The organism is Pseudomonas sp. EA_35y_Pfl2_R5, assembly GCF_963970805.1.
Lineage (GTDB): Bacteria > Pseudomonadota > Gammaproteobacteria > Pseudomonadales > Pseudomonadaceae > Aquipseudomonas.
Map to the genome: position 1 here is coordinate 471,519 of NZ_CAXAOW010000002.1, position 14,002 is coordinate 485,520.

A 14,002-nucleotide genomic window follows, 5' to 3' on the forward strand; every position below is an offset into this window, starting at 1 on the left:
TACCAGCACGGGCTTGCAACAGCCAGAGTACGACACGAGCACATTTGCCTGCGCGCAACACTCCGTTAAGCTCCAGCTATTGCCTTACCCATCGCACAAGGATTCCCCTCATGCTTCGTCTTATCTCCCTGGCCGCCGGCCTCGCCCTCTCCAGCAGCGCCTTCGCCCTGTCGCTGGCCGACCTCACGCAAAGCGACGCCAGCGGCGGCCTCAAGGACGCCCTCACCCAAGGCGCCAAAGTGGCCGTGCAGCAACTGGGTAAACCCGGCGGCTTCAGCAACAACCCGGACGTACGCATCGAACTGCCGGGCAACCTCGGTAAAGCCGCAAAAACCATGAAGATGATGGGCATGGGCGCGCAGGTTGATCAGCTCGAAGCAAGCATGAACAAAGCTGCTGAGGCTGCCGTGCCACAAGCCCAGGCGCTGCTGGTGGACTCGGTGAAGAAGATGACCGTGCAAGACGCCAAGAGCATCCTCAGCGGCCCGCAGGACTCCGCCACCCAATACCTGAACAAGACCAGCCGCGAACAGATCCGCGCCAAGTTCCTGCCCATCGTCAAGCAAGCCACCGACCAGGTCGGTCTGGCCAAGCAATACAACAGCTTCGCCGGCCAAGCCGCGAGCTTCGGCGTGATCGACGCAAAAAGCGCGAATATTGAGAACTATGTAACTGAGCAGGCGCTGGACGGTCTGTTCGCCATGATCGCCGAGCAGGAAGCCAGCATCCGGGAGAACCCGGCTGGTGCGGCGACCAGTTTGGCCAAGAAGGTGTTTGGGGCGTTGTAAGAAAGGTTGGATAGATGTGAAAAAGCCAGACCGTTAGGTCTGGCTGTTTAGGAGCGGCAGAAAGCGGGTTTATTGGAAATAATATCTCCTCTCCTTCCCCCACAATCACACAGCTGTCGAGCCGCAAAAAAAAAAGCAGCAAGAGATTGTTTTAATTTGAAAAGCAGAGCACCGACTTAGACATTTCCACCCTTATACCGAGGCAAGTATAGAACGTCAAAATTGCCATATGTGGATGATATAAACTCTCGATAAAAATTATAAATCTATTTGAGGTCAATATGTCTCAGTGGAATGACAAACTTAATAATCACCCGGTTTTTAGTCAGTGGGAGAGCTTGGGGAACTTAATTCACCGCGAGTGGAGCGAGGCTTTGCTGACACCGAGCACATTTGAAAGCATTGCGCGAATGAAAAAGGCCTATTCCTATGTGGGAGATATTCTCGACAAGGCTGATCCCGAGCTTACACCCCATAGTAGTCTTTCCGGGATGCAAGGTGCAGTCACAAAATGCATTGCTGAACTCAATGCATTTATTGGAAACAACAATGAAGGGCATTTGAATAATGCCAATTCGCACATCGATACCATTCTGGTGGTATCTCAACAAATGCCGTCCTCTATTCATTCTCTTTCAAAATCCAGCATAGAAAAAAGTGTAAAGTATTATTCGGATGCGATAGATGATTTTGTTATTGGGTTAAAGAACCAATATGAGCTCGGAGTCCAAGAACTTCAGGAGGAAGCCAGCAATGTCAAATCGAGTCTTGAGTTAGAGCAAGGCCTATTGACTGAAATAAAGGCTGAACTGAAGAACATTCAACAAGTCATCCAGCAGCAGACCTCCGAGTTCAACAATCAATTTCAGCGTTCGGAAACTGAGCGCACAAATAAATATGAGAAAGAAATAGAATCATACGAAGGAAAATTTTCGACTCTCTACGAGAGCAACAAGAATACTTCAGATGCGCAATTTAATAATTTATCTCTAAGAATAGGTAAAATAATAGAAGTACTGACGCGATTGCAAGATGATGCATCTAAAGTCTATGGCGTCACAATCAACACTTTGCAGGCAGGTGCATATTCCTCTTATGCAAATGAAGAGAGGAAGATTGCAAATAGGTTTCGATGGCTTGCTGGCGGACTTATGCTTATTGGTGTTGGCTTGCTTGTAACCCCAGAAATTAAGGGCTTACTAGGGAATGGCGAGTATATTTTTGAGTGGATGAAAGTACTTGGGCGCGTCCCATTGTCTTTGGTGGTTTTTGTACCTGCATTTTATTTTGCAAGAGAATCAGGAAAGCATAGGTCTAATGAAGTTCTGAATAGACGGCGTCAACATATATTGTCTACGCTAGACCCCTACATAGAGCTTATGGATAAAGCAAGTGCAGACGCGCTCAAGGCCGATGTGGCAAAGTCGATTTTTGCAGACACCTCAAGTGCAAGTAAAACAGAAGATAGTGATCTCAGTAATTTGATTTCCCAGATAGCTAACCTTATTAAGCAGGCTAGGTCAGACAAGTAAATTTGAGCAAGACATGTGCCCGAAGCTTGATTGATAAAATTCATGGTCGGATTAGTGGGTAGAGGGATTGAGCGCAGAGATACCCAACTCGCCTCTAACACCCGCCGCATCTGCTTTGAATGTGAATCCCCCTTTCGCCCTTACGGCGAGTCACTTTCTCTTTGCGCGCGCAAAGAGAAAGTAACCAAAGAGAAAGCGCGCCCGGCATCCGGGTTTCGCTTCGCTCAACTTCCCTTGCTCCGGTGCTGTTCCGAGGGTCGGCAAGACGGGCCATCCATGGCCCGGCATGCCTCGTTTGGCATCCATGCCAAACGCCCCTCTCCACAGCACCTCCGCTCGGCCTCCTGACGGGATTCGGGGATCGCGTTGTTTGGGCGATTTGTGGAGGGCAGAGCGAAAGGCAAAAGCAGAGCGGAAAAGCAGAAGAAAAAGCAAAAACGTCGCGGACAAGCCCGCTCCTACGGTTTGTTCTGCGTTATCACAGACGACGCCAAACGCCCCATCAGAAGGCCGAGTGGAATCGTTGTGGAAGGGAGCGAGCCGCATGGATGCGGCGAGAGGCGTAAAGGGCCAGGGACGGCCCTTGTACGCCGGCCTCTGGAGCAATGATGGAGCGAGGGAACCCGACGAAGTCGGGCCGAATGCAAGGGGCAAGACTTTTTGCTTACTTTTGGGGCGTCTGCCAAAAGTGAGCCGCCGTAAGGGCGGAACCAATATCCGAAACGCTGCAAAAGCGGCGCAAACAAAGCCCCCCCCAAAAAGAAGCAGCAAAGCTCGCGGCCATGGCCGCTCCTACAGGGGATCTGCCCTCGCCCGCCGAAAAACAAAACCCCGCCAATCCGCGGGGTTTTGTCGGCCAAGCGCCAGGCTTATTCCGCCTGCGCCACCAGCGTGCCGTTGTGGTCACGGCTCCACTGCGGCAGCAGCGTGCCAATCAACATACCGGCCATGCTGAACAACAGACCCGCCAGCTGTGGCGGCCAGAAGGCGGCTTCGCTCCAGCTGTATTCCAGGTAAATCCACGACACCAGACCAAAGGCGATAGCCACCAGCGCGCCCTGGGTGGTCGCGCGCTTCCAGAACAGGCCGGCGAACAACGGCACCACGGCCGCCACCAGAGTCACCTTGTAGGCATTACCGACCATCTCGTAGATGCTCGCATCCGAATACAGGGCAAAGCTCAGGGTGGCTACGGCGCAGACCAGGATGGTGCAGCGCATCAGCAGCAGGTATTGCTTGTCATCCAGCTGTGGCAAGAAGCGCTTGAGCACGTTCTCGGTCAGGGTTACCGATGGCGCCAGCAGGGTGCCGGAGGCGGTGGACATGATCGCCGAGAGCAGCGCGCCGAAGAACATGATCTGGGCGAACAGCGGGGTCTTTTCCAGGATCATCAGCGGCAGGATCATCTGCGAATCTTCAGCCAACCACTTCTCGACCAGCGCCGGGTCGATCATCGAGGCGGCGTACACCAGAAACACCGGCAGCATGCAGAAGCCGAGGTAGAACACCGCACCGGTCATCGAGGCGCGGGCGGCGATGTTCTCGCTCTTGGCCGACATCACGCGCTGGTACACGTCCTGCTGCGGGATGGAGCCGAGCATCATGGTCACCGCCGCGCCGATAAAGGCGACGATATCCTTGGGCTCGAAGGCGTGCATAAAGGTGAACTTGCCTTCGCTGGCCGCCTTGCTGATCACCAGATCGGCGCCGCCGGCCATGTCGCTGAACAGCCAGACCAGGTAGATCAGGCCGACCACGATGATGATCATCTGGAAGAAGTCGGTCAGGGCAATCGACCACATGCCGCCGAACAGGGTGTACAGCAGCACGATAAAGGTGCCGAGGAACATGCCCTGAGTGGTGCTGATGCTGCCGTCGGAGATGACGTTAAACACCAGGCCGAGGGCGATCAGCTGCGCGGCGATCCAGCCTAGGTAGGACATGACGATGACCAGGCTGATGATCAGCTCGACCTGCGGGCCGAAGCGCTTCTTGAAGTAGTCGCCGATGGTCAGCAGGTTCATCCGGTACAGCGGCCGGGCGATAAGCAGGCCGACCAAAAACAGACAACCGAAGGAGCCGAACGGGTCTTCGACGATGCCGGCGAAGCCTTCTTCGAGGAAGGTGGCGGGGATGCCCAGCACGGCCTCGGAGCCAAACCAGGTGGCAAACACCATGGCGGCGACGATGGGGAAGCCCATGCTACGACCACCGGAGGCGAAATCGCGGGTGTTGTGCACCCGGGTGGAGGCGTAGAAACCGATGGCGACAGTCACCAGCAAATAGAGCGCAACGAACCAGATCAGCATGCTTTCCCGTTCCACAGACGTCAGCCCACCGCATGCATGGCCCGCGCAGGCTGCGCGGGACGGATCGATGGGCTACAGGTTTTTGTTATGGCCATTCTCGACGGGTTGCTGCACGCGCCCGTTCAAGGTCGCGCAGTCTGGCAAATACGTAAAATATGTCAAACAAAAACGACGAAACGTAAGCAGATAATTCATCAAAACGCTCTGCACGCCTCGGTAACAGACTGTAATCGCTGCATAACCTGTTCAAGCGCAGCTGCAGGTAGTTGCATATTTTTGACAGCAAACCAGCAAACGCCCTATCCGAAAGGCATAAAAAAGCCAGGCGCTGGGCCTGGCTTTTTCACATCAGCAACAGCCGCTTCAGGCGGGTTTCGCTTCCGCTTCCTTGACCCGGAACCACGCCGCATACAGCGCAGGCAGGAACAGCAAGGTCAACGCGGTGGCGACGATCAGGCCGCCCATGATCGCGACCGCCATCGGCCCGAAGAACACGCTGCGCGACAGCGGGATCATCGCCAGTACCGCCGCCAGGGCGGTCAGTACGATGGGGCGGAAACGGCGCACGGTGGCTTCGATAATCGCGTGCCAACGGTCCATGCCAGCGGCGATGTCCTGCTCGATCTGGTCGACCAGAATCACCGAGTTACGCATGATCATCCCCGACAGGGCGATGGTGCCGAGCATGGCAACGAAGCCGAACGGCTGCCGGAAGATCAGCAGGAACAGCGTCACGCCAATCAGCCCCAGCGGCGCGGTGAGGAACACCATGGCCGAGCGCGAGAAGCTTTTCAGCTGCAACATCAGCAGGGTCAGAACCACCACGATAAACAGCGGAACACCGGCGTTGACTGACTTCTGCCCACGGCTGGAGTCTTCCACGGTGCCACCGACATCCAGCTGGTAGCCGTCCGGCAGTTGTGCACGCACCGGTTCAAGGGTCGGCAGGATCTGCTTGACCAGGCTGGCCGGCTGTTCCTTGCCGTACACATCGGCGCGCACGGTGACGGTCGGCAGACGGTTGCGGTGCCAGATGATGCCTTCCTCGAAGCCGTACTCCAGGGTAGCGATCTGCGACAGCGGCACGCTGCGGCCATTGTCGGTCGGCACCGCCAGGCTCGGCAGCAGGCCGAGCTCCTGACGCTCACTCAGCGTGCCGCGCAGGAGGATTTCGATCAGCTCGTTGCCTTCGCGGTACTGGCTGACCGGCGAGCCGGTCAGCGAGCTTTGCAGGAAGCGCGACAGATCGGCGGTGCTGACGCCCAGGGCGCGGGCGCGTTCCTGGTCGATGTTCAGACGCACCACTTTGCTCGGTTCTTCCCAGTCCAGGTGCACGTTGGTCACGTGGCTGTTCTCGCGCACCTTGTCGGCGACCTGACGGGCCAGTTGGCGCACTTCGTCGATATGCTCGCCGGAAACGCGGAACTGCACCGGGTACCCCACAGGCGGGCCGTTTTCCAAACGCGAGATACGCGTGCGCAGGGTGGGGAATTCGTCGTTAAGAATCTCGATCAGCCAGGTGCGAATCTTCTCGCGGTCTTCGATGCTTTTCGCCAGTACCACGAACTGGGCAAAGCTGGCGGCCGGCAGTTGCTGGTCCAGCGGCAGGTAAAAGCGCGGCGAGCCGGTGCCGACGTAGGCGACGAAGTTGTCGATGCCTTCATGGCCGCTAAGCAGCTGCTCCAGACGCTTGGCCTGCTCTTCGGTGGCGGCCAGGGACGCGCCTTCGCTGAGTTTGAGGTCGACCATCAGTTCCAGACGGCCGGAGGCCGGGAAGAACTGCTGCGGGACAAAGCGGAACAGCAGAATCGAGCCAATAAACAGGGCGATGGTCAGTACGATCACCGTCTTGCGCCGACGCACGCACCACTCCACCGCTGTACGCACGCGGCGGTAAAACGGCGTGCCGTAAGGGTCATGACCATCGGCGCTACCGCCGTGCTTGGCCGCGTGCAGCTTGGCCAGATCCGGCAGTAGTTTGGCGCCCAGGTACGGCACAAACACCACGGCGGCGATCCACGACACCAGCAGAGCAATGGCCACCACCTGGAAGATCGAGCGGGTGTATTCACCAGTGCCGGACTGCGCGGTGGCAATCGGCAGGAAGCCGGCGGCGGTAATCAGGGTGCCGGTGAGCATGGGAAAAGCGGTGCTGGTCCAGGCATAACTGGCCGCTTTGATGCGATCAAAGCCCTGCTCCATCTTGATCGCCATCATCTCCACGGCAATGATCGCGTCATCCACCATTAGGCCCAGCGCCAGCACCAGCGCACCGAGGGAAATCTTGTGCAGGCCGATGCCGAGGTAGTACATGGCGGCAAAGGTCATCGCCAGCACCAGCGGAATCGACAGCGCCACCACCAGGCCGGTGCGCAGGCCGAGGGAGAAGAAGCTCACCAGCAGTACGATGATCACCGCCTCGGTAAGCACGCGGACGAACTCGCCGACGCCGGTCTTTACCGCCGCCGGTTGATCCGACACCTTGTTCAGCTGCATGCCGGCCGGCAGGGTTTCCTGCAGGCGAGCGAACTCGCCTTCCAGTGCCTCCCCCAGTACCAGAATGTCGCCACCAGGCTTCATCGACACGGCGAGACCAATGGCGTCTTCGCCCATGTAGCGCATGCGTGGTGCGGGTGGATCATTGAAGCCGCGCTTGACCTCGGCCACATCCGCGATGCGGAAGGTGCGATCGGCCACGCGAATCGGGAAATTGCGGATTTCATCGACCGTCTCGAAGCGACCGGTGACGCGCAGTTGCACACGATCGGAGGCGGTTTCGAAGAAGCCCGCAGCAGCCACGGCATTCTGTTCTTCCAGCGCCTGCTGCACGGCGGCCAGCGGCAGGCCGAGGGTGGCCAGCTTGGTGTTGGACAGCTCGATCCACACCTTCTCGTCCTGCAGGCCGAGCAGGTCGACCTTGCCGACGTCCTTGACGCGCTGCAGCTGCAGCTGGACGCGGTCGGCGTAATCCTTGAGCACGGCATAGTCGAAGCCCTTACCCGTCAGCGCGTAGATATTGCCGAAGGTGGTGCCGAATTCGTCGTTATAGAACGGCCCCTGAATACCCTGGGGCAAGGTGTGGCGAATGTCGCTGACCTTCTTGCGCACCTGATAGAACAGCTCGGGAATGTCGGCAGAATGCATCGAATCGCGGGCGATAAAGGTGACCTGGGATTCACCCGGACGCGAGAACGAGACGATCTTGTCGTAGTCGCCGGTCTCCATCAGCTTCTTTTCGATGCGCTCGGTTACCTGGCGCGACACCTCTTCGGCGCTCGCCCCCGGCCAGTTGGTACGTACCACCATGGCCTTGAAGGTAAAGGGCGGGTCTTCGCTCTGGCCCAGCTTGGTGTAGGAAAGAGCCCCGACCACCGCCAGCAGCAGCATGAGATACAGCACGATCTGGCGATTACGCAGCGCCCAGGCGGATAGGTTGAAATCCATCAGGCTTACTCCTCGACCGTCAGATCGGCCTTGGCCGTCAGCTGTACCGCACGGTTATCGCGGTCAACCGGACGCACCTGCTGGCCTTCACGCAGCACCTGACCACCGGCTGCCACTACCCAGTCGGTGGCTTGCAGACCTTCGAGTACCGGTACGGTCTTCTCGCCATAAGCGCCGATGCGCACGTCGGTGCGCTTGAGGGTGGAGTCCTTCGGATCAACCACCCAGACGTAGGGCTGGCCCTTCTCCGCCGTCAGCGCCGACAGCGGCACGGCCAGCGGCACATCGCCGTTGTGGGCGATAAACACGCGGGCACTCTGGCCCAGTTCGGCCGGCACCTTGCCTTCGGTAAAAGCTACGCGGGCAGCAAAGGTACGTGACTGCGGATCGGCCGATGGCGACATCTCGCGGATACGCCCGGGGAAGCGCTGATCCGGCTGCGACCACAACTCAACGGCCACTTCCTGGCCAACCTTGAAGCGCTCGAAGGCTTGCTCCGGCAGGTTGATCAGTACTTCACGTTCGCCATCGGCAGCCAAGGTGAACACGGTCTGTCCAGCGGCCACCACTTGGCCAACTTCGACCATGCGCCGCGCCACCACACCATCCTCGGAGGCACGCAACACGGCATAGCCGGCCTGGTTATTGGCCACGTTGAATTCGGCTTTGATCTGTTTCACCCGCGCTTCACCGGCACGGTAGGTATTTTCCGCATTGTCGTACTGCGAACGGCTGACCAGATTACGCGCCAGCAGGGTCTTGTAGCGATCACGCTCGGCGCGCGCCAGCTGCAGGTTGGCCTCGGCCGCCGCGACCTGGGCGCGAGTGGCTTCCAGCTGCAGACGCACGTCCTGCGGGTCCAGCTCGGCCAGCGGCTGATCCTTCTTCACCCGCGCACCGACATCGACCAGACGCTTGGCCACCTTGCCGCCGATGCGGAACGCCAGTTCCGGCTCCAGGCGCGCGCGCACCTCACCGGGGTAGGCATCCATCAGGTCGCCAGCCAATTGCGGCTGCACCACCATGGCCGGGCGCACGGCCACCTTGGCGGGCTCGCCATTGCCGCAAGCGCCAAGCAACAGGATAAGACTGACAGGCAACGCAACAGACAGTGCATGACGAAGCATGATGACGAACCTTTGTGGAGGCTTTTGAATAATTAAACTGGCAGGTATAGTAAAAATAGCAAACTCACTAGTCCAGTATTAAAAACGACCAATGCCAAACAAAGTGTTGCCAACCAGCGGCCCCGGCCGCCCCAAAGACCTAGCCAAGCGCAAAGCCATTCTGGAAGCGGCGAAGACCCTATTCCTCAGCAATGGTTATGACGGTAGCAGTATGGATGCGATTGCCGCGGAAGCCGGGGTATCCAAGCTCACGGTGTACAGCCACTTCACCGACAAGGAGAAGCTGTTTGCCGCGGCGGTGCAGTCCAAATGCGAGGAGCAACTGCCGGAGTTGCTGTTCGAGCTGAACGACGAAGTGCCGGTGGCACAACTGCTGCTGAATATCGGCCGGGGCTTCAATGAACTGATCAACAGCCGTGAGTCGGTGGAGTTGCACCGGGTGATGGTGAGCCTGGCGGCGCAGGACTCCAAGCTCTCGCGGATGTTCTATGAAGCCGGGCCGCAACGCGTGCTGCACGGCATGGAAGAGCTGCTGCGCCGCGCCGATCAGAGCGGCAAGCTGCGCGTTGCCGACCCGCTGAGCGCGGCGGATCAGTTCTTCTGCCTGATCAAGGGCGGCGCCAACTTCCGCCTGCTGATCGGCTGCGGCGAAGCCCTGCAGGGCGCCGAAGCGGAAGCCCATGTGCGCGATGCGGTTGAAGTCTTTCTGCGCGCTTTCCGCGCGGATTGACAGACGCTTGCCGCTCCAGCCGTAGCCTGGATGCAATCCAGGGCTGCCTTCCCCCGGATTACATCCGGGCTACCCTGCTTATGGCTTGTCGCTTGAAGTCTGCAGCTTCTTCTTCGGGTAGATGTCGTAGCGGCTGGATTTGCCTTCCAAGGCATAACCGGGCTTGGCACCATCAATCAACGGGGCCTTGCGCGGGCGCTTGACCACCACCCGATGGCTGGCCAGGTTTAGCGCTGCCTCAAGCAGTGCCGGGGCGTCCAGGTCATCACCGACAAAGGGGCGGAACAGGCGCATCTCTTTCTTCACCAGCGCGCTCTTGTCGCGGTGTGGGAACATCGGATCGAGGTAAATCACCTGCGGCGGATCGCCCTGCCAGGCGCGCATCAGCTCGATGGCATTGCCATTAAGCAACTGCATCTGCGCGGCAATCGGCGCGACGTCGCGATCCAGCGCAGCGCGGGCCAGGCCATCTTCCAACAGTGCAGCGATCAGTGGCTGGCGCTCGATCAAGGTCATGCAACACCCCAGGCTGGCCAGCACAAATGCATCACGGCCCAGGCCAGCCGTGGCATCCAACACCGTCGGGCGTACCCCGGCCTGCAAGCCTACCGCCTTGGCGATCATCTGCCCGCTGCCACCGCCGAATAGCCGGCGATGCGCCACAGCGCCTTCGACGAAATCCACCTTAACCGGCCCCGGCGCCTGCGGACCCAGCTCCACCAGTTGCAAGCCGCCCTCACCCAGCTGCAGGGCAAACTCGCTGTCGCCGTCCAGCGGTAAACCCAGGCGCTCCGCCCAAGTCTCGGCCGCCGCCTGCAGATGGGGAGCCAGGGCTTGCATACGAATTCTGGCTATTAGCCGCTCATCACTCATCAGGAAATATGCTCAAAAATCACTCAATTGACCGCTATAGCGGCCGATAACCTGCCTGAGCGGCATTTTGCCAGACCCGGCAGCTTCCGGCCGCAACGAGTTCGCCATGTTCGATGTCACAGCAGCCCCGCGCAGTGCCGCTTCGTCGGCGGCCAACACCAGCTCGATCAGCGAAACGCTGGAGGACGGCAAGCGTGCCTCGCTGGATTACCAGATTCTGCGCCGCACCCTGATGCCCGATGAAATCGAGGCCGATGCACCACCCAGCCAGCCCGAAGCGCCCAGCGAACCACCCGCCGTCAGCGCTCAGGCCAGCGACTTTCAGGAACTGGCCGCCCAACGCGAGCTAGAGCTGAACGTCACTGTCAACGCCGAACCGCAAAAAACCGACCCTCTGGTGCTCGACCTGGCCGGTAACGGCTTCAGCACCAGCGGCCTGAATCGTTCAGTGCGTTTCGATCTGGATGGCGACGGCAAACTCGACCAGATCAGCGTGCCCACCGGTGACGACGCCCTGCTCGCCTACGACCGCAACGGTAACGGCCGCATCGATGATGGCAGCGAACTGTTCGGCGACCAGAACGGTGCCGCCAACGGCTTTGCCGAACTGCGCAAATACGATGATAACGGCGACGGCCGTATCGACAGCCAGGATGCGATCTTCGAGCGCCTGAGCCTGTTGCGTTTCGATGCCCAGGGCCGGCAATCCAGCCAGTCGTTGAGTCAGGCCGGGGTTAGCGCCATCGACCTGCAAGCGCGTGACGTGAAGATTGCCCTAGGCGCCTACGACGAAATCGCCCAACTCGGCCGCTTCGAATTCGCCGACGGCCGCAGTGGCCAGGCTGCCGACCTATTGTTGGCGCAGCGTTAAGTCAAAGCGGCCCGTAGGGACGCTTTCAGAACTGGTGTTCCGATCTCGCGAGCTAGAGCCATGCAAGGCGCTACGTAGTAACAGCCTCCGGCTGGTCAAAACAGGTGAGGAAGCGGACTGGGCTCGCACGAGTGTACTTTTGTACATGAGCAGTACTCGTTTCACTCGCCCTTCGGGCCGCGCTGAAGCGCGTTAGCCGCAAGCGGCTTGCCGAGCCGGTTTTAACGCAGCAGGGCCGACGCGCAGCAGATCCGCACCGGGTTCTTAGCGGCACATCCGCCACAACCCCATATCCACATGAAAGTGGTCACGATGGGCCGCGTTGTATTCCGGCCCCAGGGTGGTGTTAAAGCGCTTGCAGGCGGCCTGCTGCACCTGGCGCAGAAATTCGGCGTTCTTGCCCTGCTTGGCCCAATCCTGCAGCACACTGATGCGCCGACCATCGGCCAAGCGAAACCCAACAATATCCAGCGCATTGGCCGAGGCATGCTGGCTACGCCGCTGACTACCGGCGATGGTGCGACAGGCGAAGCTACCGACATGCTCAACCCGCGCGACCCGCTGGCCAAACACGGCTTGGGCAGCGGGCTGCAGATCATGTTGTTCAAACAGGGCAAAGGCCGCAGCCAGCGGACAACTGGCAAGAAAGCTGCTGCTGAACGCAACCACGGAGCTGTGAACCCGCAGGGTATTGTTCAGCGGGCAGGCCACTCCCGGGTTGCTGTCGACCTGCGGTGTAAAGCGCAGTGATGAGGTGTTCAAGGCCTGCTGGCACAGCACCGGATCATCCTGCAGCCGCCACAGTTTGAAGCCGGTCAGCAGGTTCGGTGTTTCGCGGATATTCAGCACCGCCCAGGGGTTCCAGCGCGGCGGTACATCCAGCCAGCCACGCCAGATCGCCAACAGCAGGCCAGCGAGCACTACACAGAGAAGCAGAAAAGCACGAAAGAAGGTCATGCGGCGCAGCCTATCAGAGCAGCCCCAATTGCTCGACCGCGTCCTCACGCTGTATTTGTGGCAAGGCTGGCAAACCCGGTAAACGCTGCATCAACTGCTGATGAAAGCGCTGCGCCAGTTGCGGCGCCAGACGGTTATCCGAGGTGTGCAGAAAGACGTAGGGCGTACGCCCCTCTTCGATCCAGCCTGCAACCTTATCCAGCCAGGGTGCCATAAACGGATCATTGGCCGGCAGCTCGGGATGACCAATAAAACGCAGCTGCGGCGACTGACTAAAGGCCGTAGGGCGCAGCGGCAGGCGCGGTTTCTTGGCCTGCGCATGCAGTACCGCCGGGGCTGTGGAAACACAGCTGAACAGCGCCCGCGAGTCCAGGCAGATGCGCTCGATACCACGGCCATGCAGCAGGCGATTAAGGCTGCGTTCCTCCTCGCCCTTGGTAAAGAACCCCGGATGACGCACCTCGACGGCCAGCTCCCCAGCCTGCCAAGGCTCGATAAAGGCGACCAGTTCCGCCAGACGCTGCGGACTGAAGCTCGCCGGCAACTGCAGCCAGAACGGCGACAACCGCTTGCCCAGCGGCGCCAGCAAGCGGCGAAAATCTTCGGTGGCGCTTAGCTGGTCACGCAGGTCGCCGTTATGGCTGATTTCACGCGGCAGCTTGGCGCAAAAGCGCAGGTGCGCCGGCATATGCTCGGCCCAGCGCGCAACAGTTGCTGAGGACGGCTGCGCATAGAAGGTGGTGTTGCCCTCAACCGCGTTGAACACTTGGGCATACATCGGCAGAAAGTCGGCGCTACGACTGCCATCTGGATACAAGGACCCGCGCCAGACCGGCTCGCTCCATGATGGGCAACCGAGGTAGTAAGGCAGCATCAATTTGAAGACCGTTGAGAAATGTAACGAGCGCTGGCCAGGCAAGACGAGATCAGCCGAGGGGGCGCAGTGTACGAGTTGTATATGAGTACGACGAGGCTGATCTCAACCCGGCCTAGCCAAACGCAGTAGTTTCGCAGGGGTCTTCTATGCGTAAAGGTCGAGGCCCAGAACTTGCTGGGCATCTGTCTCGCTGGCGAACCTCGCGGTTGAGCCGTAGCTGGCCAACGCCTGGGCGGCGCGGTTGTTCAACGGCGGCTGGTACAGCTGATCTTGCAGGCGCGCTGGCAGGCGGTCAGTGCTGGCATTGCTGGCTTCGACCTTGCGCATTTGCGCAACTTGCTCAATGCCCTGAGTACTGGCGGGAGATGCCGGTTGCTCACGACGCTGCTCAATTTCGCGCTGTGCGTCGCGAAATGGCGTAACCGCAGAGCCCGGACGGGCACTGCGGTCTGGCAAGTAAGAGGAGGTAAAACCGTCAATACGCATCAATTACT

Annotated in this window: 11 protein-coding genes; 4 read left to right on the top strand and 7 right to left on the bottom strand. The window is 59.4% G+C overall.

Going from position 1 to position 14,002, the window contains the following annotated elements; translation table 11 throughout:
* Window positions 1-110: 110 nt before the first annotated feature.
* Together AACX99_RS06135 and AACX99_RS06140 are read left to right on the top strand one after the other, a co-directional pair.
* Window positions 111-788 carry a DUF4197 domain-containing protein gene (locus AACX99_RS06135; RefSeq protein ID WP_339410284.1) on the top strand — a complete coding sequence of 226 codons (678 nt, stop codon included), beginning with the start codon at window positions 111-113 and terminating at the stop codon, window positions 786-788.
* A gap of 281 nt (window positions 789-1,069) precedes the next feature.
* The gene (locus AACX99_RS06140; protein ID WP_339410286.1) at window positions 1,070-2,320 is read left to right on the top strand and encodes a hypothetical protein; all 1,251 of its coding nucleotides are present in this window, start codon (window positions 1,070-1,072) and stop codon (window positions 2,318-2,320) included.
* Window positions 2,321-3,189: 869 nt separating this feature from the next.
* On the opposite strand, the gene AACX99_RS06145 is transcribed toward AACX99_RS06140, so the two are convergent.
* The 3 genes from AACX99_RS06145 to AACX99_RS06155 all read right to left on the bottom strand — a co-directional run bounded on the left by AACX99_RS06145 (window position 3,190) and on the right by AACX99_RS06155 (window position 9,200).
* Complete coding sequence (locus AACX99_RS06145; RefSeq protein WP_339410288.1) at window positions 3,190-4,629, bottom strand: sodium:solute symporter family protein; 1,440 nt, start codon at window positions 4,627-4,629, stop codon at window positions 3,190-3,192.
* Window positions 4,630-4,992: 363 nt separating this feature from the next.
* Window positions 4,993-8,073 carry an efflux RND transporter permease subunit gene (locus AACX99_RS06150; protein WP_339410290.1) on the bottom strand — a complete coding sequence of 1,027 codons (3,081 nt, stop codon included), beginning with the start codon at window positions 8,071-8,073 and terminating at the stop codon, window positions 4,993-4,995.
* Window positions 8,074-8,078: 5 nt separating this feature from the next.
* Window positions 8,079-9,200 (bottom strand): efflux RND transporter periplasmic adaptor subunit, encoded by a 1,122-nt coding sequence (locus AACX99_RS06155; RefSeq protein WP_339410292.1) that lies wholly within the window; start codon window positions 9,198-9,200, stop codon window positions 8,079-8,081.
* A 91-nt stretch (window positions 9,201-9,291) separates the two neighbouring features.
* Between AACX99_RS06155 and AACX99_RS06160 the strand changes: the two genes are divergently transcribed.
* Window positions 9,292-9,930 carry a TetR/AcrR family transcriptional regulator gene (locus AACX99_RS06160; RefSeq protein ID WP_339410294.1) on the top strand — a complete coding sequence of 213 codons (639 nt, stop codon included), beginning with the start codon at window positions 9,292-9,294 and terminating at the stop codon, window positions 9,928-9,930.
* Between the two features lie 78 nt (window positions 9,931-10,008).
* On the opposite strand, the gene AACX99_RS06165 is transcribed toward AACX99_RS06160, so the two are convergent.
* Window positions 10,009-10,803 (bottom strand): class I SAM-dependent methyltransferase, encoded by a 795-nt coding sequence (locus AACX99_RS06165; RefSeq protein ID WP_339410295.1) that lies wholly within the window; start codon window positions 10,801-10,803, stop codon window positions 10,009-10,011.
* A gap of 106 nt (window positions 10,804-10,909) precedes the next feature.
* Here AACX99_RS06165 and AACX99_RS06170 point away from each other — a divergent pair, with 106 nt between their 5' ends.
* Window positions 10,910-11,674 (top strand): hypothetical protein, encoded by a 765-nt coding sequence (locus AACX99_RS06170; RefSeq protein ID WP_339410296.1) that lies wholly within the window; start codon window positions 10,910-10,912, stop codon window positions 11,672-11,674.
* A 264-nt stretch (window positions 11,675-11,938) separates the two neighbouring features.
* On the opposite strand, the gene AACX99_RS06175 is transcribed toward AACX99_RS06170, so the two are convergent.
* The 3 genes from AACX99_RS06175 to AACX99_RS06185 form a co-directional block, all read right to left on the bottom strand.
* The gene (locus AACX99_RS06175; protein WP_339410297.1) at window positions 11,939-12,631 is read right to left on the bottom strand and encodes an extensin-like domain-containing protein; all 693 of its coding nucleotides are present in this window, start codon (window positions 12,629-12,631) and stop codon (window positions 11,939-11,941) included.
* A gap of 13 nt (window positions 12,632-12,644) precedes the next feature.
* Entirely contained in the window at window positions 12,645-13,505 is an 861-nt protein-coding gene (locus AACX99_RS06180) for a DUF72 domain-containing protein (protein WP_339410298.1), read from the bottom strand.
* A gap of 147 nt (window positions 13,506-13,652) precedes the next feature.
* Window positions 13,653-13,994, bottom strand: coding sequence for a hypothetical protein (locus tag AACX99_RS06185; RefSeq protein WP_339410299.1), 342 nt, complete (start codon window positions 13,992-13,994; stop codon window positions 13,653-13,655).
* Between the last annotated feature and the right edge of the window lie 8 nt (window positions 13,995-14,002).

What these genes read in the sequence shown, in the direction of transcription:
- AACX99_RS06155 (WP_339410292.1), bottom strand. Translation starts at nt 9,200, where the DNA reads ATGCTTCGTCATGCACTGTCTGTTGCGTTGCCTGTCAGTCTTATCCTG.
- AACX99_RS06175 (WP_339410297.1), bottom strand. Translation starts at nt 12,631, where the DNA reads ATGACCTTCTTTCGTGCTTTTCTGCTTCTCTGTGTAGTGCTCGCTGGC.
- AACX99_RS06150 (WP_339410290.1), bottom strand. Translation starts at nt 8,073, where the DNA reads ATGGATTTCAACCTATCCGCCTGGGCGCTGCGTAATCGCCAGATCGTG.
- AACX99_RS06145 (WP_339410288.1), bottom strand. Translation starts at nt 4,629, where the DNA reads ATGCTGATCTGGTTCGTTGCGCTCTATTTGCTGGTGACTGTCGCCATC.
- AACX99_RS06135 (WP_339410284.1), top strand. Translation starts at nt 111, where the DNA reads ATGCTTCGTCTTATCTCCCTGGCCGCCGGCCTCGCCCTCTCCAGCAGC.
- AACX99_RS06160 (WP_339410294.1), top strand. Translation starts at nt 9,292, where the DNA reads ATGCCAAACAAAGTGTTGCCAACCAGCGGCCCCGGCCGCCCCAAAGAC.
- AACX99_RS06185 (WP_339410299.1), bottom strand. Translation starts at nt 13,994, where the DNA reads ATGCGTATTGACGGTTTTACCTCCTCTTACTTGCCAGACCGCAGTGCC.
- AACX99_RS06170 (WP_339410296.1), top strand. Translation starts at nt 10,910, where the DNA reads ATGTTCGATGTCACAGCAGCCCCGCGCAGTGCCGCTTCGTCGGCGGCC.
- AACX99_RS06180 (WP_339410298.1), bottom strand. Translation starts at nt 13,505, where the DNA reads ATGCTGCCTTACTACCTCGGTTGCCCATCATGGAGCGAGCCGGTCTGG.
- AACX99_RS06140 (WP_339410286.1), top strand. Translation starts at nt 1,070, where the DNA reads ATGTCTCAGTGGAATGACAAACTTAATAATCACCCGGTTTTTAGTCAG.
- AACX99_RS06165 (WP_339410295.1), bottom strand. Translation starts at nt 10,803, where the DNA reads ATGAGTGATGAGCGGCTAATAGCCAGAATTCGTATGCAAGCCCTGGCT.